The 20,620-nt window shown below is 71.1% G+C and carries 19 protein-coding genes; 8 read left to right on the forward strand and 11 right to left on the reverse strand.

What is annotated here, in order from left to right; translation table 11 throughout:
- Window positions 1–3 precede the first annotated feature (3 nt).
- From M9914_07690 to phoU, 5 genes are read right to left on the reverse strand one after another with little or no spacing between them, the layout of a single operon-like run.
- Window positions 4–1,023, reverse strand: a complete 1,020-nt coding sequence (locus M9914_07690; protein MCO5174061.1) for a M15 family metallopeptidase — start codon at window positions 1,021–1,023, stop codon at window positions 4–6.
- The gene (locus tag M9914_07695) at window positions 1,020–2,600 is read right to left on the reverse strand and encodes a hypothetical protein (protein MCO5174062.1); all 1,581 of its coding nucleotides are present in this window, start codon (window positions 2,598–2,600) and stop codon (window positions 1,020–1,022) included. Before M9914_07695 ends, M9914_07690 begins: the two co-directional genes overlap by 4 nt.
- Complete coding sequence (locus tag M9914_07700; GenBank protein ID MCO5174063.1) at window positions 2,597–3,043, reverse strand: FixH family protein; 447 nt, start codon at window positions 3,041–3,043, stop codon at window positions 2,597–2,599. Before M9914_07700 ends, M9914_07695 begins: the two co-directional genes overlap by 4 nt.
- 13 nt (window positions 3,044–3,056) lie before the next feature.
- A complete protein-coding gene (locus tag M9914_07705) occupies window positions 3,057–3,980 on the reverse strand; it encodes an N-acetylmuramoyl-L-alanine amidase (GenBank protein ID MCO5174064.1) in 924 nt (307 codons plus the stop codon).
- Window positions 3,981–4,016: 36 nt separating this feature from the next.
- A complete protein-coding gene (phoU, locus tag M9914_07710) occupies window positions 4,017–4,670 on the reverse strand; it encodes a phosphate signaling complex protein PhoU (GenBank protein ID MCO5174065.1) in 654 nt (217 codons plus the stop codon).
- 96 nt (window positions 4,671–4,766) lie between these two features.
- Between phoU and M9914_07715 the strand changes: the two genes are divergently transcribed.
- Window positions 4,767–5,474 carry a response regulator transcription factor gene (locus M9914_07715; protein ID MCO5174066.1) on the forward strand — a complete coding sequence of 236 codons (708 nt, stop codon included), beginning with the start codon at window positions 4,767–4,769 and terminating at the stop codon, window positions 5,472–5,474.
- The gene (locus M9914_07720) at window positions 5,475–6,446 is read left to right on the forward strand and encodes an ATP-binding protein (protein ID MCO5174067.1); all 972 of its coding nucleotides are present in this window, start codon (window positions 5,475–5,477) and stop codon (window positions 6,444–6,446) included.
- 106 nt (window positions 6,447–6,552) lie between these two features.
- On the opposite strand, the gene M9914_07725 is transcribed toward M9914_07720, so the two are convergent.
- Together M9914_07725 and M9914_07730 are read right to left on the reverse strand one after the other, a co-directional pair.
- Entirely contained in the window at window positions 6,553–7,365 is an 813-nt protein-coding gene (locus M9914_07725) for a hypothetical protein (GenBank protein ID MCO5174068.1), read from the reverse strand.
- Window positions 7,362–8,300, reverse strand: a complete 939-nt coding sequence (locus M9914_07730) for a glycosyltransferase (protein ID MCO5174069.1) — start codon at window positions 8,298–8,300, stop codon at window positions 7,362–7,364. The genes M9914_07725 and M9914_07730 overlap by 4 nt, the downstream gene beginning before the upstream one ends.
- 97 nt (window positions 8,301–8,397) lie before the next feature.
- Here M9914_07730 and M9914_07735 point away from each other — a divergent pair, with 97 nt between their 5' ends.
- The gene (locus M9914_07735; protein ID MCO5174070.1) at window positions 8,398–9,312 is read left to right on the forward strand and encodes a patatin-like phospholipase family protein; all 915 of its coding nucleotides are present in this window, start codon (window positions 8,398–8,400) and stop codon (window positions 9,310–9,312) included.
- On the opposite strand, the gene rocF is transcribed toward M9914_07735, so the two are convergent.
- Genes rocF through gnd form a run of 3 tightly spaced genes read right to left on the reverse strand, consistent with a single transcriptional unit; the run spans window position 9,309 to window position 12,685 of the window.
- Window positions 9,309–10,202, reverse strand: coding sequence for an arginase (rocF, locus tag M9914_07740; protein ID MCO5174071.1), 894 nt, complete (start codon window positions 10,200–10,202; stop codon window positions 9,309–9,311). The genes M9914_07735 and rocF overlap by 4 nt on opposite strands.
- A gap of 21 nt (window positions 10,203–10,223) precedes the next feature.
- On the reverse strand, window positions 10,224–11,789 hold the full coding sequence (gene zwf, locus M9914_07745) for a glucose-6-phosphate dehydrogenase (GenBank protein MCO5174072.1): 1,566 nt from the start codon (window positions 11,787–11,789) through the stop codon (window positions 10,224–10,226).
- Complete coding sequence (gene gnd, locus M9914_07750) at window positions 11,786–12,685, reverse strand: decarboxylating 6-phosphogluconate dehydrogenase (protein ID MCO5174073.1); 900 nt, start codon at window positions 12,683–12,685, stop codon at window positions 11,786–11,788. Before gnd ends, zwf begins: the two co-directional genes overlap by 4 nt.
- 78 nt (window positions 12,686–12,763) lie before the next feature.
- On the opposite strand from gnd, the gene tyrS reads away from it, so the two are divergent.
- Window positions 12,764–14,005: a tyrosine--tRNA ligase gene (tyrS, locus tag M9914_07755; protein MCO5174074.1), complete on the forward strand. Its 1,242-nt coding sequence runs from the start codon at window positions 12,764–12,766 to the stop codon at window positions 14,003–14,005.
- Window positions 14,006–14,064: 59 nt separating this feature from the next.
- Here tyrS and pfkA read toward each other — a convergent pair whose 3' ends face one another.
- On the reverse strand, window positions 14,065–15,033 hold the full coding sequence (gene pfkA / locus M9914_07760) for a 6-phosphofructokinase (GenBank protein MCO5174075.1): 969 nt from the start codon (window positions 15,031–15,033) through the stop codon (window positions 14,065–14,067).
- Between the two features lie 92 nt (window positions 15,034–15,125).
- Here pfkA and M9914_07765 point away from each other — a divergent pair, with 92 nt between their 5' ends.
- From M9914_07765 to clpB, 4 genes are all read left to right on the forward strand, one after another.
- Window positions 15,126–16,271, forward strand: coding sequence for an NAD(P) transhydrogenase subunit alpha (locus M9914_07765; protein ID MCO5174076.1), 1,146 nt, complete (start codon window positions 15,126–15,128; stop codon window positions 16,269–16,271).
- Entirely contained in the window at window positions 16,268–16,552 is a 285-nt protein-coding gene (locus tag M9914_07770) for an NAD(P) transhydrogenase subunit alpha (GenBank protein MCO5174077.1), read from the forward strand. Before M9914_07765 ends, M9914_07770 begins: the two co-directional genes overlap by 4 nt.
- A gap of 6 nt (window positions 16,553–16,558) precedes the next feature.
- Window positions 16,559–17,926 (forward strand): NAD(P)(+) transhydrogenase (Re/Si-specific) subunit beta, encoded by a 1,368-nt coding sequence (locus M9914_07775; protein MCO5174078.1) that lies wholly within the window; start codon window positions 16,559–16,561, stop codon window positions 17,924–17,926.
- A 64-nt stretch (window positions 17,927–17,990) separates the two neighbouring features.
- Window positions 17,991–20,576: an ATP-dependent chaperone ClpB gene (clpB, locus tag M9914_07780; protein MCO5174079.1), complete on the forward strand. Its 2,586-nt coding sequence runs from the start codon at window positions 17,991–17,993 to the stop codon at window positions 20,574–20,576.
- Window positions 20,577–20,620: the final 44 nt, after the last annotated feature.

Raw genomic sequence — 20,620 nt, forward strand, 5'->3', positions numbered from 1 at the left:
TGGTCAGCGCCCATCGGCCACCGAACGGTTCAGCAGGTACTCCCGCAGGGTGAGGCCGGACGCGCGGACGTCCGCGGCCAGCTCGCGCCCGACGTAGCGGTAGTGCCAAGGCTCGTACATGTAGCAGGTGACGCCTTCCTTGCCGGGCGGGTAGCTCATGACGAAGCCGTAGCGCCAGGCGTTCTCCGCGACCCACGCGCCCTCCGGGGTGGTCGCCCAGTCATCCAGGTCCCACGGCTCCGGCCCGGCGAGGCTGCGCAGGTCCATGGCCGTGCCGAGCTGGTGCTCGGAGTGGCCGGCCCGGGCGCTCGAGCGCAACGCCTGGTCGTAGCCGTCCTCCTTCACCCAGTAGGCGAAGGTGGACTCCTGGTAGGCGAAGGAGCGGTAGGCGGACTGGACGGCGAGCGCCACGCCGGCCGCGTCCGCCGCAGTCAGGAGCTCCCGGAGGTCGGGCAGGACGACGGCCCTTAGCGTCATGCCCGCTGGCGCCGCTCCCGGTGCGACGTCCGCGAGGGCCACGGCGAGCTCCACCAGGTCGTCCGGCGCGTAGTCGCTCGCCAGCCTGAAGCGCGTATCCAGGACCGTGTACTGCCACTGGTCCACGGTCCCGAGCGGGGCGGGGTCGTCGGCGTAGGTACATGCCGGCTGCTCCTCGGCGGAGGCCTGTCGCGGGTCGGTCTGCCCGGCGGCGGCGGGCTGGTCGGTCGGCTCCGGCAGCGTCGCGGTCGGCTCCGGCGTCGCGGGCTCCGACCGTTCGAGCTCCCGGTCGGCCGGCGCTTCCAGGCGGTCTGAGGCGGGCTCCCGCATGGAGCCGCCGTCCGCTCGCGCCTGCGGCGCCTCGGCGCCCCTGGCCGGGTCCGCACGCCCGTCGGCCGCGCCCGCCGCCACCGCCGTCCAGACGACGATGAGGGCGAGCGCCGCCAGCACGCCGAGCGCGCGCAGGGTGCGGCGTCGGTCGGGGACTGCGCGCCGCGGTTCGCTCGGCGCGTTCGCGGCCGGACGCCGGTCGTTGGCCGGCTTCAAGGCAGGGGCCCCGCGAGGGTGCCGCGCATCTCCATGGGTTGGGCCAGGATGACGAGCTGCAGCGCCAGGAAGCCGAGGACGTAGATGGCCAGCGGCCACATGGCGAGCACGCCGCGCCGCAGCCCGAAGTCGCGGACGCCGATGCGCACGGCCGTCGCCAGACCGAGGCCGGCGTAGACGGCGCCGAGCAGCGCCTGGATGGGGAAGAGCCACCTGGTGGGGACGACCTGCGCGAGGCGCCAGTGGGGGTCGAGCGGGAAGCCGCGGTACTCGAAGAAATGCTCGAACACAGGCACCACGCTAAGCGCGCCGGTCAAGAAATGGAAGACGTAGTGCGCCCCCCAGAAGCCGAAGCCGAGCGCGACCGTCACGTAACCCCACCGTCGGAACGCGGTGAGGGCGGAGGAGCGCTTCCCTCCCAGCCGGTCCGCCGCCCACGCGGACGCGGCGGCGGCGAGCAGTCCAGCGGTCGTCACCCCGAGGTAGGTCAGGCCGAGGATGAGCGCCTCGCTGCGCGTGCCGAGCGCCTCCGAGAGCCGACCGGTGAACGCGAAGAAGGGGGAGGTCATGGCCAACGCGTTCACGACGCCCCAGAACGTCAGCAGCACGCCGAGCGCCAAGGCGCTCGCCCCGAACCGCTTGCGCCACGGCTCCTTGCCTAACTCGCGCCCGGGCGCCCTGACGCTCAACGCCACGTTGTCGTAAGGGCACGCGCGCACGCAGTTGAAGCAGAAGGTGCAGTCGAGGTTGGACGTGATGGTGGGTACGAGGAGGTCGCTCTCACAGCCCGGGAAGTAGCCGCTCCCGTTCGGGCTCACGATCTCGCTCGTAGGGATGAACGCCGCCCTGGCGGGCGCCGTCATGATCGCCGACGACGCGGCCCGGGCGGGCGCCGCCCCGTTCGGGGTGCTCATGCGGCCGTGCAGGCACGGCTTATGGACGCACTGCCGGCACACGTCGGGATCCACGGCGACGATCTGCGTGGGCGAGGCCGCGCTGAGCGCGAAGTTGAAGTTGCCGAGGGGGCAGACGTACCGGCAGAACGTGCCGGCCGGGAAGAGCGTGTCGACGACGAGTGCCGACCCGAAGTAGCCGACGGCCAGCCAGGCCGTGAGCCATGGGCTCGCCCAGAGGTCGAACGCCTCGTAGGCGATGAAGTAGGCCAGCGTGATGGCAAGCACGAGCCACTTGTTGCGTAAGGCGCGGGGGAACCGGAGGTCCGCCGGGAGCAGCCGCTTCAAGCGGCGCGAGGCTCCACGCGTGAGCATTAGGGGGCAGGCGGCGCAGAAGGCGTTGCCGAAGAGCGCCAGAGCGAGGACGACGAGGCCCCGGTAGTGCAGCCACGTCGCCGTGGTGGCGACGTTGCGGGGCGCCAGCTGGCGCCCGGTCAACCCGTCGACGATCACGAACAGGGCGAGGAGTAGGAGCGGGAGCTGCAGTGCGAACCTGGCGTACTTCCAACGGACGAACCGCCGCACACCTGGCAGCCTGAAGAGGTCGAAACCCCGCGGCTGGTCCACGTAGGGTCCGGCGGCGAGCGGCAACTCCACGGCGCCGGCGCTGCGCGCGGGCGTCATCGCGCCCGGACGCTGGTCAGGAGCTCGCCGACGGCCCGCTGGCCGCCCGAGGTGGTCACGTTCACGCTCACGATCCAGTCGCCCGCCATGCCGAGTACCAGGTCGTCGACCCGGTAGGTGCCGCCGCCGACCTCCGTCGCCGTCGCCATGGCCGGCGCCATGCCGGGGTGGGTCATGTCGCCTTCCACCTCGACCTTCGCGCCGAGTACCGGGACGCCCCCTTCCGACACCTCGATCACCACGGGCACGATGCCGGGGTGCGCCTCGCCGGCGAGCCGGGCGGTGACCTTGATGGCGCCGCCCTCGGCCCGGTCGCCGGGCGGCTTGCAGGCGGCCAAGGCCAGCAGCGCGCTCAGCAGCAGCAACGCCGCGGCCAGCCTGGGCGGGGTACGAGCGGCACGGCGGAACGGGGACGCATGACTGAGGGGGCGCGTGGCGACCATCTACGCGGGCAGGCTACCACTTGTCAGGGACGCGCCCCATGCTGGTCAGATACGTAACGATGCCGTCTTCCAGGGCGGCGGCCAGCGCGTCAGGCGCTTCCAGGAGCCGCCGGTCGTCGGGGTTGGAGAGGTAGCCGAGCTCGACGAGCAGGGCGGGCGTGCCGCGGTCGACGGTGTGCTCGAAGCGCCGGTCGTTGAAGGCGTAGTACTCGAACATGTTGCCGGAAACGTTGGCGTCGTCGTCGCGCATGCGCGTGGCCTTGAGGACCGCCCGGTCGACCTGCAGCTTCAGCTGCAGCTCGCGCGGGTTGCGGGCCGGCCAGAAGTGGGCGCTCTTGTAACCGGAGCGGGCGGTGTCAGGGTTCGAGTCGATGTGCACCGAGATCACGAGGTCCGCCCGGTAGCGTGGCGGAACGGTGGCAGGCAGCACGTCGACGACCGCGCCGCGGGCGCGAAGCCTCGCGGCCAACGCGTCGACGATGGCCGCGTTCACGCTCACCTCGTCCAAGCCTGCGTAATGACCGCCCGTGCTGTAACGGAGGGTGGCGAGCTCGTCCGGTTGTGAGCCGGCGTCGAGGTGGCCTACCTGCAGGCCGACCCTCACGGGGCCGATGACGCGGTTGGCCAGCCAGCGCACGGGTCCGGCACGGTAGACGCGCACCTCGCCGGCTCCCGGCAGCGCCTGGGCCGCGCGCCTGAGGCCATCGGCGACCATGCCGAACGTGGCGGCCGCCACCTCGCCGCCCCGCTCGCGCACCGCCGTCGCCACGTTGATGGTGAGGAGGAGCGCCATGGCTACCAGGAAGCCGCGGCCGAGCAGCTTGCGCCTACGCAGCAGCCCCGGTGGCCGCTCCTCGGCTTCCATGCGGTCGTCGGCCGGCCGCGCGGTGCGCGGCGGCCGGGAAGCCAGTGGGTCGCGCCGCTCCTCGCCGGTCACGCCCAGATGCTACAGGAGCCGACCACGGGCCGCGATTCATAACCGCACTGCCTCGAGCCAGTAGATGATGTGCTCGTTGACGTTCTCGAGGTGATCGCCGAGGCGCTCGAGGTACCGGGCTATCGCGGAGAGCTCGGTCGCGCGTCCGATGGTGCCCGTGTCCGCGAGCATGTAGGTCAGGAGCTCGCGCTGGATCTGGTCGTACAGGTCGTCGATCTCGGAATCCAACGCGTGGGCGCGCCGCGCCGCCTCCGCGTCGGCCTCCGCCACCGCCTTGGTTGTCGTGTCGAGCATGACGAACAGGACCTCGAAGATGCGCTGCATGTCCAGGTACTTCTTGATGGGTGGCTGCTTCGCGAGCTGGTGGCCTGCCTCCGCGACGTGCTCGGCGTAGTCGCCTGCGCGTTCGATGTCGGCCAGCATCTGCAGGGCGGCGCCGAGGAAGCGTAGGTCGCGGGCGGCCGGCTGCCGGCGCGCGATCACGGTGAGGACCCTGGTCTCGAGATCGGACTGGATGCCGTCCACCAGGTCGTCGAGCTCGGCGCAGCGACGCGCCCCGTCCGGGTCCGCGTCGATGAGCGAGCGCCGCGCCCACTCGCAACTCTCCCTGACCAGGCTGAGCATGCGGACGAGGTCGCCGGTGATGGCCTGCAGGTCGAGCTCGAGCGGTGTCAACGACGGGGTCGCCATGTGGCCAGTAGCGTAGCGCGGTCGGGTCAGGGCGATGTCAGGGCGGCGGTACCCCGGGGAGACGAGGCCATGACAGAGCGCTCGTAGAATGACCGCATGGCCGCCCAAACGGTCCTGGTGGTCGAGGACGACGCTGCGGTGCGCGAGGTGGTCGCGTTCCACCTCAGCCGGGCCGGCTTCGCCGTTCGCGAGGCGTCCGACGCCGCTCAGGCGCTGGCCGCCGCGCCGGACGCCGCCCTCGTCGTGCTCGACTGGATGTTGCCGGGCGAGAGCGGGCTGACGGTCTTGAAACGCCTTCGGGACTCCTCGGCCGCCGAGCTCCCCGTGCTCATGCTCACCGCCCGCGCCCGCGAGGCGGAGCGTGTCGAGGGGCTCGAGTCTGGTGCGGACGACTACCTGACCAAACCGTTCTCCGCCGCGGAGCTCGTTGCGCGCGTGCGCGCGCTCCTGCGCCGGGCCGTCCCACGCAAGCGCGTGACCGTCGGCCATCTGAGCGTCGACGCCGACGCCGGCGAGGTGACGTGGCGCGGCGAACGGTGCCGGCTCACGCCGCGGGAGTTCGGTCTGCTCGCCTTCCTCGCCGCCAACCCCGGACGCGTGTACTCGCGCTTCGAGCTCCTCGACAAGGTCTGGGGCGAGGGTTTCGTCGGCACGGAGCGGACCGTCGACCAGCACGTCGCTCAGCTCCGCGCCGTCGTGGCAGACGATGTCGTCGCCACTGTAAGGGGGCGGGGCTACCGCCTCGGGGAGTGCGGAGGCGACCGTCTCGCCGACGCTCACCCTCAAGGCCGGGCGGAGCGGTAGATGGACCGGAGCGCGGCGCACGCGCTCCCCTGGTGGGACGTTCTGAAGGAAGGCGTCGTCCTGCTCGACTCCGGGAGCGTGCTCGACCTCAACCACGCGGCGGCCCTCCTCCTCGACGTCGATAGGGAACGGGCGCGCGGAGCGGCAGCCATCGGCGTGTTCCGTGACCATCGGCTCGAGGCCATGTGGCGCTCGGGGGTTGGCGGCGAGATCGAACTCCGCTCCAAGGCCGTCAGGGTGACCGCGTTCCCCGGCGGGCTCGTGTTCGAGGACGTGAGCGAACTCCGGCTCGGCCAGCGCGACGCATCGGAGCTGCTCTCCGTGCTCTCGCACGAGCTGCGCACTCCCGTCACTACCGTTCGCGGGGCGCTCGAGGCGCTCGCGGCGCCGGCCGCGGACGGTGACGACCCGAGCGAGGTGCGCTTCCGTGAACGCTTCCTAGCGCTCGCGCTCGCGGAAGCCGAGCGGCTCTCTCGCCTGCTCGACGACTTGACCGTCCAGTCGCGCCCGCCGAGGGAGAGGAGCGTCGCGCTCGGAGCCGTCGTCGCCAAGGCCGCTGCGTTGCTGCGGGCGCGGGCGGACGCCGTCGACGTCCGGTTCGCCACCGAGCTGGAGGACCTCGTCGTCTGGGCGGACGAGGACAAGCTCCTCCAGGTGATCCTGAACCTCATGGAGAACGCGGTCGTGCACGGACCCGGCGGCGGGACGGTCACGGTCGCGGCGTGGGGTGCCGACGCCATGGCCCAACTCGAAGTGCGCGACGAGGGCGCGCCGCTCGATCCCACCGGCGTGCCGGCGCTGTTCGCACCGCACACGCAGGGCCGCCACCGCGGCCAGGGCGCGGGCCTCGGGCTCTACATCGTCAGGTCGATCGTGCAGCGCTGGGGCGGCGCCGTGTGGGCCGGGCCGGGCAGCGCCGTGGCGGCGGGCAACGTTTTCGGGTTCAGCGTGCCGCTCGCGGACCACGCCTGAGCCCGGCGAGCGGCACGGCCCTTACGGCCGGCGGGGCCCGGTCGGAACGTGGCGCGGTCCGTGAGCGCGGTGGCAGCGGCCACCGGTGCGCCACGTTCCGACCGGTTCAGGCGTTCGGGTCGTCCGGTGTCAACGCCGGCGCTACGAGCTCCGCCCGGCGACGGGGCTGCGGCGCCCACTCGGCGGTCGCGAGGGCGTCGGGAGGCTCTTCGCGCCTCACGTCGTCAGGCGGCCTGGCGCCGCCGAACGCAGGTGGAGTAGGGGCGATGCGCGACTCTGGGAACAGACGCGCGTAGGCCGCGGGGCCGAGGGCGAAGAGCAGGGCGACCGTCACGACCGTCTCCACGGACACCGCGCGACTGACGGCGAGGAGGTCGTGCAGCCGGATCGCCTGGCCGCCGAAGGCGAGCCACGCGGTGCCCGCGGTCCCCCACGTCAGGGCGCCCGCGACGAGCGCGTTCAGGGGCCCGGCCCAGCGCGCCGTCCTCGGCGACGGATAGATGGCGAGCCATCCCAGGATGACGAGCTCCAACGTCAGGAACGCCTCATGCAGGCCGGGGAAGGCTCCGCGCGCGACGGAAGCGGCGAAGAGCGCCCCCGCCAGGAGACCGAGGCTCGGACCGTACGCGAGGGCGACAACGAGGACGGGCAGCGCGGCGACGCCGTTGGCGGCCGCGACCACCCATGGCGGCGAGGCGCCCAGCCGTTGCGCGAGCGCCTCGAGCAGGAAGCCGAGTACCACCGCCCCGAGGATGCGCAGCGCTACCTTGGGCTTGGCGAGCACCAGCGCGTCGCCACGAGCGACACCAGTCCCCAGGGAGACGAGGACGAGGATCAGGGTGGCGCACGCCGAGTAGAAGAGGACCGGATCGGAGCCGAACCGCTGCCAAGCCTCCGACCACGTGAGCACGCCCTTCACCACTCCGGCCTCTCGTCGAGCGTGGCTCCGAAAGGCGTAGCGTCGACGTCGCCCGCGCGCAGCATCCGCAACAGCTCGGCGTTAGCGGCGCGGCGGCCCGGCGTGCGCGCGAGCACCCTGCCGAGCGCGGCTTCGCTCGCCACGAACGCGACCTGGGCCGCGCGCAGCCAACCCGGGTAGTGGCGTCTACCCACCAGGAGCCCGCCGCGCCGCCCTTCCAGCGCGAACGCCGGATGCGAGGGGGTCGAGGTGCCGCCGAGGTGCACGACGGGTGTCGCCACTAGGAGGTTGGAGCGCCCGGCCTCCGAGACCCGCAGCCCGAAGTCGAGGTCCTCGTTGTAGAAACGGAACGCCTCGTCGTAGCCGCCGAGCTCGCGCCAGTCGCGCAGCCGCGCCACCGTCAGGCAGCCGGAGAGCCACGGCACGGCGACGGCGGCCGGCCTCCCGCCCGTCGGGCTGGAGCGGCGCAGCCGCCGGTAGTGCCTGGCGTACAGCGGTCCGAGGCCCTGGGGTTTGCCGTTGCCGTCCGCGACGAACGGCCCCGCCGCCGCGGCCTGCGGGGAAGACTCCAGCGCGGCGACGAGGTCGGGGAAGGTGCCGTCAGCCACGATGACGTCGGCGTTCGTGAAGGCGACGTACTCGGTCGAGGCGCCGCGGAGGCCCGCGTTCACGGCGTGAGCGTAGGAGTGGTTGGGAACGCCGAGGTAGGCGACGTCCGGGTGGCTGCGTGAGAGCGCGTCGGCGAAGCCGGGGTCGGGGTCGGCGTCGACGAGCCGCAGGTCGGCACCGGGGGCCGAGCGACGAACGAGCTCGAGGCAGGAGAGGGCGAGCTCGGGCGTGCGGTAGTTGACCACGGCCACGGTGAGCCGCGCGGCGGCCACAGGGCGCGCGGTGGTCGCCGACGTCGCCGCCTCCGGATGCCGCGTGGCGCTCACCTCAAGGGGCCTTCCTACGGTAGGTCACGAGCGCATGGTACTCAAGTGAGGCCTCAAGCCACACGTGTCTCACCTCGCCTGGCTTAGCATGCTGGTCGTGCAGTCCGACGACCAACACGATCACCGTGGCGATCTGCGGCTCGGCGTCGCCCTCGGCGGCGGCAGCGCGCGCGGTTACGCCCACCTCGGCGCCCTTGCCAGCCTCGAGCGCAACGGCTTGGCGCCGGACGTCATCGCCGGCACGAGCTTCGGCGCCGTCGTCGGCGCCCTCTACGCCACCGGCAGGCCCCTGCCGGAGCTCCTCGCCCAGGCCGAGGCCATGCGCAGGCGCGACGTCTTCCCGTACGTCGCGGACTTCGGCCTGCACCGGGCGGCGCTGTTCCGTGGCCGGCGGCTGGAGGAGTACTTCGACAGGCTGCTCGAGGGCCGCCACTTCTCCGACCTCGTCAAACGCCTCGTGGTCGTGACGACGGACATCGACAGCGGCGAACGCGTGCTGCTCGAACAGGGCTCGCTGGCCGAGGCGCTGCGGGCGAGCACGGCCATCCCCGGGGTGTTCGCCCCCGCGCTCGTCGGCGGTCGCAGGCTGATCGACGGCGGTATCGGCTCACCCGTGCCCCTCTCGACCCTCGACGAGTTCGACCTCGATGTCGCCATCGGCATCGGGGCCGGCATGGAGGCGTCCGACTCCGGCACGATCCGCTTCGCCCGCAAGCTCATGCGCTCCAGCGGCGCCAAGCGCTTCCAGACCCGGCTCGCCGCGACGAGGCCGCGCGGGGCCGTCGGGCGGTTGGGAAGGGCGCTCGCCTTCGCCGCCGAGGGCTGGGCGGCGGCGGACGCGGATGCATGCGAGCGCGCCGAGCCGGACGGTTGCCGGCGCTTCGAGGTGCATACGCGCCCTCCCATCAGCTGGCTCGACTTCCGCAGCGCGGGCGCGGCGATACGCGCGGGCGACGCCGCGCTCAGCCGCCTGATGCCGGCGCTCAAGAGCGCCATGCGAGCGACCGGCTAGAGGATCCGCTTGCCGAGGAGACTAGCCGTCAGCTCCACGAGCGTGCCGGCCGTCTCGTTGGCCCGGTCGAGGATCGGGTTGACCTCCACGAGGTCGAGGCTCGTCACGCGTTTCGAGTCCGCCAACAGCTCCATCAGCAGGTGCGCCTCGCGGTAGGTGAGCCCGCCCGGTACGGGCGTGCCGACGCCGGGGGCCAGGCTCGGGTCGAGCGCGTCCGCGTCGAACGACACGTGCACGCGCTCCAGCCCCGCCAGCCGCTCGAGCGCGGCCGCCACGACGTACGCGATCCCGCGTTGGTCGACCTCCTTCATCGAGAACGCCAGAGCTCCCGACTCGCGGATCAGCTCGCGTTCGGCCGGGTCGACGCTGCGCAGGCCGATGTAGACGATGTGCTCCGGCTCCACGACGCGGCCACCGCCCCAGATCGACGTGAGACGCTCGTCCCCCAGCCCGATGAGGTGCGCGATCGGCATGCCGTGCACGTTGCCGGACGGACTGGTGGCCGGCGTGTTGATGTCGGCGTGAGCGTCGACCCAGACGAGGCCGGTGGCGCGGCCCAGGTTCAGGCCCGGCACCGTGCCCATGCTCACCGAGTGGTCGCCGCCGAGCGCGATAACGAACTCCTCGGCGGGCAGCTCGCGCAGGCGCGCGAACGTGGCGCGGCACGTAGCCGCGATGGCGTCTGCGTGGTGCGGTCCGGCGGCGCTCGGCAGATGCTCGCTCGTCTCGGCCAGCGGGACGTCGACGTTGCCGAGGTCGACCACCTCGTGGCTCAGCTCCCTCAGTGCGGGGGCGAGGCGGGCCAACCGGAGGGCGCTCGGCCCCATGTCGACGCCGCGCCTGCCGGCACCGAGGTCCATGGGCACGCCCAGGATGCGTACGCGCTGCATGGGCTCAAGCTAGCACGCGCCTCAGCCGGTCTTGACCCCGGCCGGCCGCTTCCAGCTCCGTCCGACGCTCTCGAGCAGGGCGTAGGCGGCCTGAGGCCCTCGCCCGCCCGCCTCGTAGAACAGCGGAGTCGTCCGCGGGTCGGCGGCGTGCTCGAGCAGCGGATCGATGATGGTCCACTGCGCCTCCACCTCGTCGGCGCGCATGAAGAGGGTGGCGTCGCCTTCCATGACGTCGAGCAGCAGCGTCTCGTAAGCGTCGGGGATGGCGCCGTCGAAGCTCTCCCGGTAGGAGAAGTCGAGGCTGATGCGCCCCAGCTCGACGCGCTGGCCGGGCCGCTTGCCGTTGAAGCGGATGCTGATCCCCTCGTCCGGGACGATGCGCAAGATCAGCCGGTCCGGCCTCACCGGGGCCGGCAGTGTGAACGGCACGTGCGGCGGCGCCTTGAACTGCAGGACGATCTCGCTCGCCTTGGCCTCCAGGCGCTTCCCCGAGCGCAGGTAGAAGGGCACGCCCGCCCAGCGCCAGTTCTCGACCGTGAGGCGCATGGCGGCGAACGTGGCCTGGCGCGAGCGGGGGTCGACCCCCGGCTCCTGGCGGTAGCCGACCATGCCGTTCCCAGCCACGTACTGTCCGAGGACCGTCTCCTGCGGGTTCGGGCAGGCCACGGCGCTGAAGAGCTTCACCTTCTCGTCGCGCACGCTGCGCGCGTCGAAGCGCACGGGCGGCTCCATGGCGACGAGGGCGAGGAGCTGCAGCAGGTGGTTCTGGAACACGTCGCGCAGGATGCCGGCGTCCTCGTAGAACTGCCCGCGCCCCTCGACCCCCATGGGCTCGATCATCGTGATCTGGACGTGGTCGATGTAGCGGTTGTTCCAGAACGGCTCGAACATGCTGTTGGCGAAGCGCAGCACGCCAAGGTTCTGGGCCGTCTCCTTGGCCAGGTAGTGGTCGATGCGGTAGAGCTGCCGCTCAGAGAAGTGCTCGAGGAGCTCGTCGTTCAGCGCCTTGGCCGACGCGGCGTCCGTACCGAACGGCTTCTCGACGACCAGGCGTGAGAAGCGGCCGTCCGACTCGCTCGCCAGCCCGGCTCCGGCCAACGAACGGGCGATGGCGCCGTAGACGCCCGGCGGGGTGGCGGTGTAGTAGACCCGCCCGGCGACGTCGATGCCCTCCAACGCCGTCGCCAGCCGTCCGAAGGCCTCGGCGCTCGCGTAGTCGCCGTGCACGTACGAGATCCTCCCGGCGAGGGCGCGCCACGCCCCCTCGTCGAGGTCGGGCACCTCGCGCTCCAGGGCCTCGCGGAGGTTGCCGGTGAGATCGGCGTCGGTAAGCGGCTTGCGGCCGAAGCCGACGATGATGGTCCTCGCGTCAAGCTCGCCGTTCACGTGGAGCTGGTAGAGCGCCGGTATGAGCTTGCGCGCCGCCAGGTCGCCGGTTATGCCGAAGATAACGAAGGCGCAGGCGGGGGCCGCGCCGTTCCGTGCGACGGAGCGGGAAGCGCCGTGCGCGCTCCGGTCGGTCTGCGCGGCCTGGTCGGGCGCGGCGTCTGGGTGCGCGGCGGTCGAGAGCCCTCGAGCCAGGCTCATGCGCGCTTCGTCCTGTGGCCGCCGAAGCGGTTGCGCAGGGTGGCGACGGCGCGGTTGGCGAACGAATCCTGAGAGCGACTCGCGAAGCGCGCGTAGAGGGCAGCGGTGATCGCGGGCATGGGCACGGCGTTGGCGACGCCGTAGTCGACCGTCCAGCGACCCATGCCGCTGTCGTCGACGTACCCCTTCAGCCCGTCCAGCTTGGGGTCGCTCTCCAACGCGTCGCCGAGCAACTCGAGTAGCCACGACCGCACGACCGAGCCGCGCAGCCACAGGCGCGCGACGGCGGCCAGGTCCAGCTCGGAATGCGGGTAGGCGGCCAGCGCCTCGAAGCCTTCCCCGTAGGCTTGCAGGAGGCCGTACTCGATGCCGTTATGGATCATCTTGACGAAGTGACCCGAGCCGGCCGGGCCGACGTGAAGGAGCCCGCCCGGCGGCGCGAGGCACTCGAGCACGGGCCGCGCGAGCTCGAAGGCCGACTCCGGGCCGCCCACCATGAGGTTGTAGCCGTTCTCGAGCCCCCAGACGCCGCCCGACACGCCGGCGTCGAGCCACAGCACCCCGGCAGCGTCGGCCTTGGCCGCCCGGCGACGCGAGTCCTCCCAGTTGGAGTTGGCCCCGTCGACGAACACGTCCCCCGGCGAGAGCACGGCCATGGCCTCGCTGAAGACCCGCTCCGTGGGGTCGCCGGCGGGCACCATTGACCACACGACCCGGGGCGAGGCCAGCTGGAGGGCCGCCTCCGCCACGGTGGCGCCGCCCCGCGCGCCTTCCTCCTCCAGCTCGGCGACGAGGGCCGCCACGAGGTCCGTCACGACCGGAGCGTGCCCGCCCTGCAACAGCCTGCGGGTCATGTCGGCGCCCATGCGGCCGAGTCCGACTATGACGAGTTCCATGTTCCCGCCTTCCGGGCGCGTGTTCCGGCGCGCCACCACCGCCAGATGCTACCAGGGGTGCGTGATAAGCTGCCCGCCGTGAACGGGTCATCGGACGTGGAGGCGGTGGAGGCCGGTGAGCACGCGGAAGCGCTCGCCCTGCTCAACCGGGGGGCGGAGCATGTAGTGCCGGACGGCGGTCTGCTGGCGAAGCTCCGGTTGGCGGCCAAGGAAGACAGGCAGTTGCGGGCGAAGCTCGGGGTCGATCCCTCCAGCTCGGACCTGCATGTCGGGCACGCCGTGGTCCTGCGCAAGCTGCGGCAGTTCCAGGACCTCGGGCACCGCGTCGTGCTCATCATCGGCGACTTCACGGCCATGATCGGCGACCCGTCTGGCCGCAGCAAGACGCGGCCCGTCCTCACGTTGGAGGAGACGAGGCGCAACGGCGAGACCTACGTCGCCCAAGCGGTCAAGGTCCTCGACACCGACCCGGAGAAGCTCGAGATCCGCCACAACTCCGAGTGGCTCGAGCCGCTCGGCTTCGCCGACGTCATCCGGCTGGCCTCCAACTACACGGTCGCACGCATGTTGGAGCGCGACGACTTCACGAAGCGCTTCCATGGCGGCGTGCCCATCTCCGTGCACGAGTTCCTCTACCCGCTCGCCCAGGCGTACGACTCGGTCGCCATCCGCGCCGACGTGGAGCTGGGCGGCACCGATCAGCTCTTCAACCTGCTCGTGGGTCGCGACGTGCAACGCGCTTACGGCCAGGAGCCGCAGGTCGCCCTGACCACCCCGCTCCTCGTCGGCCTGGACGGCGTGGAGAAGATGTCCAAGTCGCTCGGCAACTACATAGGGATCGCCGAGCCGCCCGACGTCATGTTCAAGAAGGCGATGCAAGTGGCCGACGCGCTCCTCATGCAGTACGCGGAGCTCTGCACGGCGCTAGACCTCGGCGCGCTGCGAGCGCGGCTCGCCGAGGACCCCGTCGGTGCGCACCGGCTCTTCGCCAGGGCGCTCGTCGGCGTCTACCACGGCGCCGAGCCTGTCGCGGCTGCGGAGCGGCGTTACGACGAGGTGGCCAAGGGCGCCATCCCTGACGAGATGGCGGAGGTCGCCGTGCCCTCAGGCGAGTTCGCTTCCGGCGACGTCGGGCTGCTGCGCCTCGCGGTCCTCGCGGGCTTGGCGGCTTCGAACGGCGAGGCCAGGCGCCTCGTCCAGAACCGCGGCCTGAAGGTCGACGGCGAGGTGGCGAGCGACCCCCAGGCGCGCCTCACGCTGAGCGCGCCGGCCGTGCTCCAGAAGGGCAAGGACGCGTTCGTGCGCCTGAGGCGCGCCTGAGAAGGCGAAGCTAGGATCCCTTCGGGGCCGATGACCAAGGTCTACGCTGCGCCGCGGGACTAGACGGCCAGCACCTGGGCGATCTCGAGCAGCTCCCTGTCGATGGGTTTGGGGTGGTCGGCCAGCTCGGCGAGCGGGATCCTCACGACCTGGCGCCACTTCGTGCCGACCATAACGCCGCTCTTGCCGGCGGCGAGCGTGCGGACGGCGTGGAAGCCAAGGCGCGAGGCCAGGACCCTGTCGCGCGAGCACGGGCTGCCGCCACGCTGGGTGTGGCCGAGGATCACGGTGCGCAGCTCGAAGCCGGTCGCCGCCTCGACCGCCTCCTGGAGACGGCGGGCGCCGCCGGCGTACGCGCCTTCCGCGACCACGACGATGCTCGAGGTCTTCCCGCGCTCCTCGGCCTTGAGGAGCAGGTCTACGACGTCGTCGGCCGTCTGCGGGACCTCGGGCACGACGATGACCTCCGCGCCGCCCGCCACCCCGACGTGCAGGGCGATGTGGCCGGCGTGCCGACCCATGACCTCGACGAGGAAGTGGCGGTCGTGGCTCGCCGCCGTGTCACGCAGGCGGTCGACGGCCTCCAGCGCGATGTCGAGCGCGGTGCTGAAGCCTATCGAGACGTCCGTGCCGTTGATGTCGTTGTCGATCGTGGCCGGGATGCCGACGACCTTGACGCCGTGCTCGGTCTCGAGCGCCTGGGCGCCCCTGAAGCTGCCGTCGCCGCCGATGACGACGAGGCCGTCGATGTCGTGGCGTGCCAGCGTCGCAGCCGCGGCCGTGCGCCCTTCGGGTTGGTAGAAGAGCTCGCAGCGGGCGGTGCGCAAGACGGTGCCGCCGCGCTGGAGGATGTTCGCGACGCTGCGCGGACCGAGTTCGACGATGTCGTCGTCGAGGAGGCCCTGGAAGCCCCGGTAGACGCCGGAGACGCGGATGCCGTCGTGGACGGCGGTGCGGACGACGGCGCGGATGGCAGCGTTCATGCCGGGCGCGTCGCCGCCGCTTGTCAGTACGCCGAGATGCTTCACGAATGTGGAGTATAGCGTTGCCACTGCGGGTTTCCAGGAGGGACTGACGCCCCGTGCCCGCCGGCGTAGGCGCGTGCGAAGATGAGGCCAATATGAACATCGTCGCTCTCAACGAATCCGTCTTGGGCGAGAGGCGTGCCGCTCTCACCCCCCAGGTGGTGGCGAAGCTCCTGCGCCTCGGTGCCAGCGTCTCCGTCGAGCCTGGCCTCGGTGTCCTCGCCGGTCACGGGGACGAGGAGTTCGTAGAGGCCGGAGCCAGGTTGGAACCCGACCGCGAGCGCCTGCTCCCGGCAGCCGACTTGTTGCTCACCGTCAGGCCTCCGGCGCTTGACGTGGTGGCTTCGCTGCGTGAGAGGGCTTGCGTTGCCGGCTTCCTGGACCCGTTCTTCAACCCCGAGCTGATAGAGGCATTGGCGAGGCTCGGGCTCGACTCGCTGTGCATGGAGCTCGTTCCGCGCACGACCTACGCGCAGAAGATGGACGCGCTCTCGAGCCAGGCGAGCTTGGCCGGTTACGCCGCGGTCGTCCTCGCCGCCGAGCGTTCCGCCAAAGCCTTCCCGATGATGAGCACGCCTGCGGGCACCATTCCGCCCGCCCGCGTGTTCGTCATAGGCGCGGGCGTGGCCGGTCTGCAGGCCATCGCGACGGCCAAGCGTCTCGGTGCCAGGGTGGAGGCGTACGACACGCGCCCCGTCGTCAAGGAGCAAGTGCAGTCGCTCGGCGCCAAGTTCGTCGAGATCGACGTCGGCGAGACGGGCCAGACGGAGCAGGGCTACGCGAAGGAGCTGACCGTGGAGCAACTGGAGTCGCAACGCAAGCAGATGGTCAAGATATGCGCGAACTCCGACGTGATCGTCTCCACGGCCCAGGTGTTCGGGCGCCGGGCGCCGCGCATCATCGACGAGTCGATGGTGGCCGGCATGCGCAAGGGGAGCGTGATAGTCGACATGGCCGCCGCCACCGGTGGGAACGTCGCGGGCTCCAAGCCCGGTGAGGAGGTGCTCACCGGGAACGGCGTCCTCATCGTCGGCGCGGACGACCTGCCCGCCAGGGTCGCCAAGGACGCCAGCCAGGTGTACGCCAGCAACCTCTACCTGCTCATAGAGCACGCTTGGGACAAGGACGCCGCCGGGCTCCGCCTCGACCCGCAGGACGCCGTAGTCGGCGCGTGCCTGCTCACTGCCGGCGGCGAGGTAAGGGACGAGCGGGTGAGGGCCGCCCTGGGAGCGAACCGATGATCGTGATGCTGCTGTTCATGACCTTCGTTCTAGCCGTCTTCCTCGGTGTCGAGTTGATCAACAAGGTGCCCTCACAGCTCCACACTCCGCTGATGTCGGGTTCCAACGCCATCTCGGGGATCACCATCGTCGGGGCCATCCTGGGCACCCAGGTAGGCGGCGCGTTCGGTCAGGCGCTTGCTCTGGTCGCCATCATCGCCGCGACCGTGAACGTCGTTGGGGGCTACCTGGTCACTGACCGAATGCTCGGCATGTTCCGTGCCGGCAAGAAGGGCGAGTGAGGTCGAGTGACGACGGTCGTTCAGCTCCTGTACATGATCGCCGCCGTGCTGTTCATCCTCGGCCTGAAGATGCTCGGCCGCGCGCAGAGCGCCCGCCGCGGCAACTTCGTCTCCGCGGCGGGGATGCTCGTGGCAGTGATAGCCACGCTCCTCTCGTCCGGCATCGACTTCGGCATCATCCTCGCGGGCATCGCGGTAGGGGCGGCCGTAGGCGTCTACGTGGCCCGCACGGTGAAGATGACGTCGATGCCCGAGATGGTGGCGCTTCTCAACGGTACCGGGGGCGCCGCTTCGATGCTGGTCGGCTGGAACGAGTACATCCAGCGTCCCGACTCCGGGGTGGTCGCCGCCGTCTCGATCTTCGCGGCCGTGGTCGTCGGCGCCATGACTACGACGGGCTCCGTGCTCGCCTGGGCCAAGCTCTCCGAGAGGATAGACGGCAAACCGATCAAGTTCGCCTCCCAACAGGTCGTCAACGCCGTCATCCTCGCCGCCACGCTGGTGCTTGGGCTCCTCTTCGTCATCAACCCCGCCGCCACCTACGCGCTTCTCATCCTCTACCTCGTCCTCGGGCTAGCGCTCGGCGTGCTCGCCGTTCTGCCCATCGGCGGGGCCGACATGCCCATCGTCATCTCGCTGCTCAACTCCTACTCCGGCGTGGCCGCCGCCGCCGCCGGCTTCGCCATCGGCAACACCGTGCTGGTCGTCGCCGGCTCGCTCGTAGGCGCGTCCGGCCTGATCCTCACTCAGATCATGTGCAAGGCCATGAACCGCTCGCTAGCGAACGTGCTGTTCAGCGGCTTCGGCTCCGGTGCCACCACTGCCGCCACCGCGGTCGCCGGTGAGATCAAGCCGATAAGCGTCGAGGACGCCTACTACGTCCTCGAGGCCGCGACCAGCGTCATCTTCGTGCCCGGTTACGGCATGGCGGTGGCCCAGGCCCAGCACGTCGTCAAGGAGCTCGCCGACCTGCTGGAGAAGAACGGCGCCGAAGTCCGCTACGTCATCCACCCGGTGGCCGGACGCATGCCGGGCCACATGAACGTGCTGCTGGCGGAGGCCAACGTCCCCTACGAACAGCTCGTCGAGCCGGACGACGTCAACCCGGGTATGGACCTCATCGACGTCGCCGTCGTGATCGGCGCGAACGACGTCGTCAACCCTGCGGCCCGCGAGGACGAGGCGAGCCCGCTCTACGGCATGCCGATCATCGACGTCGACAGGGCGCGGACATGCTTCGTCCTCAAGCGCTCCATGAAGCCCGGCTTCTCCGGCGTCGAGAACCCGCTCTTCTACAAGCCCAACACCCGCATGCTCTTCGGCGATGCCAAGGCGTCGCTCGGTGCGCTCGTGGCGGAGTTCAAGGACGCCTGACGCCTGGGCTGGCAATCGCTAAGAAAAGTTGACAATAGGAGACTCAAGTCCATATCATCTCCGTATGGACGCAGAACGCTTCACGGAAGCCGCCCTCCAGCTCGTGGCCAGCGCCCAGCAGGTGGCGCGCGCGCGTAAGAACCAGCAGGTAGGCCCGCTGCACCTGGCGGCCTCGCTCTTGGCGGACCCGGAGGGGCTGCCGAGCCGCGTCGTGCAGCGCGCGGGGGCGGACCCGGCAGCCGCCCGCGCCGCCACCGACGCCGCCCTCGCCAAGCTGCCGGTGGTGAGCGGCGCGGACGGCCAGTTCATGAGCGCGGAGCTCGGCAACACGTTCGGCCGCGCCGAGGCCCTGGCGCGCGAGTGGCAGGACGCCTTCGTGGCCGCCGACACCCTGCTCGTCGCCTTGCGCGAGACGGGTGGCAAGCAGCTCGACTACCTCCCGGCGGCCGCCGCGCTGAAGGACGCCGCGCTGGCCATCCGCGGCGGCAAGAAGGTCGACTCGCGGAGCGCCGAGAGCACCTTCGAGGCGCTCGAGAAGTACGGCATCGACCTCACGCAGCGCGCGTTGGACGGCAAGCTCGACCCCGTCATCGGCCGCGACGACGAGATCAGGCGCGCCGTCCAGATCCTCCTGCGGCGCACGAAGAACAACCCCGTCCTCATCGGCGAGCCGGGCGTCGGCAAGACGGCCATCGCCGAGGGGCTGGCGCTGCGCATCGTCAACAAGGACGTGCCCGAGGGCCTGCAGGACAAGCGCATCGTGCAGCTCGACATGGGCAGCCTCCTCGCCGGCGCCAAGTACCGGGGCGAGTTCGAGGAGCGGCTGAAGTCCGTCATCGAGGAGACGGCCCGCTCGGAGGGCAAGATCATCCTCTTCATCGACGAGCTCCACACCATCGTCGGGGCGGGCAAGGCCGAGGGCGCCGTCGACGCAGGCAACATGCTCAAGCCGCCCCTGGCCCGCGGCGAGCTGCGCATGATCGGGGCGACCACGCTCGAGGAGTACCGCACCATCGAGAAGGACGCGGCGCTGGAGCGGCGCTTCCAGCCCATCTTCGTCGACGAGCCCAGCGTGGAGGAGACCATCTCCATCCTGCGCGGCATCAAGGACAAGTACGAGCTCCACCACGGGGTGGACATCACGGACCCCGCCATCATCGCCGCCGCCACGATGGCGCACCGCTACATCTCCGACCGCCGGCTTCCCGACTCCGCCATCGACCTCATCGACGAGGCGGCCAGCCGCATCCAGGTCCTCCTCGACTCGCTGCCCGAGGAGATCGACGACCTCAGGCGCCGCAAGCTCCAGCTGGAGATCGAGCACGAGGCCCTGCGGCGCGAGTCGGACGTCGATTCGGCCGCGCGCCTCATGCGCATCGAGGAGGAGCTGAAGGTGATGACGGACCAGATCGGCCGGGCGCAGGCCGACTGGGAGGCCGAGCGCGCCCTCCTCGAGGAGTTCGTCGCGGGCAAGGAGCGGCTCGACCAGGTCAAGACGCAGATCGAGTCCGCCGAGCGCGAGTACGACCTCGAGACAGCCGCCAAGCTCCGCTACGGCGAGCTGCCGAAGCTCGAGGCCGAGGTCAGGCGCCTGACGGAGCGGCTCGAGAACGCCAAGTACGCCCGTCTCAACGTCGGCGAGGAGGAGGTGGCGCAGGTGGTGGCGCGCGCCACGCGCATCCCCGTCGCCAGGCTACTGGAGGGCGAGCGGGAGAAGCTCCTCCACCTCGAGGACGAGCTCCACGAGCGGGTCGTCGGCCAGGACGAGGCGATCACGGCGGTCGCGGACGCCATCCGGCGCTCGCGGGCCGGGCTCGCCGACCCGCACCGACCCATCGGGTCGTTCATCTTCCTCGGGCCGACGGGCGTCGGCAAGACGGAGACCGCCAAGGCGTTGGCCGCCCAGCTCTTCGACAGCGAGGAGAAGATGATCCGGCTCGACATGTCCGAGTACATGGAGCGCCACAACGTCGCGAAGCTCATCGGGGCCCCTCCGGGCTACGTCGGTTACGAGGAGGGCGGTCAACTCACCGAGGCCGTCAGACGCCAGCCGTACTCCGTCATCCTCCTCGACGAGATCGAGAAGGCCCACCCGGACGTCTTCAACACGCTGCTGCAGGTCCTCGACGACGGCAGGCTGACCGACGCGCAGGGCAGGACCGTCGACTTTCGCAACACGGTCGTGATCATGACGAGCAACATCGGCTCGCCGCAGATCCTGGAGGCCGGTCGCCACGGCGCCGACTACCAGCAGCTCAAGGAGACCGTCTTCAACGAGCTGCGCGCGCACTTCCGGCCCGAGTTCCTGAACCGCGTCGACGAGGTGATCGTCTTCCACGCGCTCGACCAGCGCCAGATCCGCACCATCGCGGCCCTGCAGGTGGAACGCCTCCAGCGCCGCCTTGACGAGCGCAGGGTGCGGCTGGAGCTCGCGGACAGCGCGCTCGACGAGTTGGCGCGGGTCGGCTTCGACCCCGTCTTCGGCGCGCGCCCGCTCAAGCGCGCCGTCCGCGACCACCTCGAGACCCCGCTGGCGCGCGAGATCCTGGCCGGGCGCATCGTCGACGGCGACGTCGTCGAGGTGCTGCCGGGTTCCGAGCCCGGCGCGGTGCTGCGGTTCCAGGTCGCGAAGGCGCCGGCGGCGAACTAGCCGACGGCGAGCTGACGGCAGCGAGCTAGCCGGCGGTGAACTAG

This window comes from Trueperaceae bacterium, assembly GCA_023954415.1.
Classification (GTDB): Bacteria; Deinococcota; Deinococci; order Deinococcales; family Trueperaceae; genus JAAYYF01.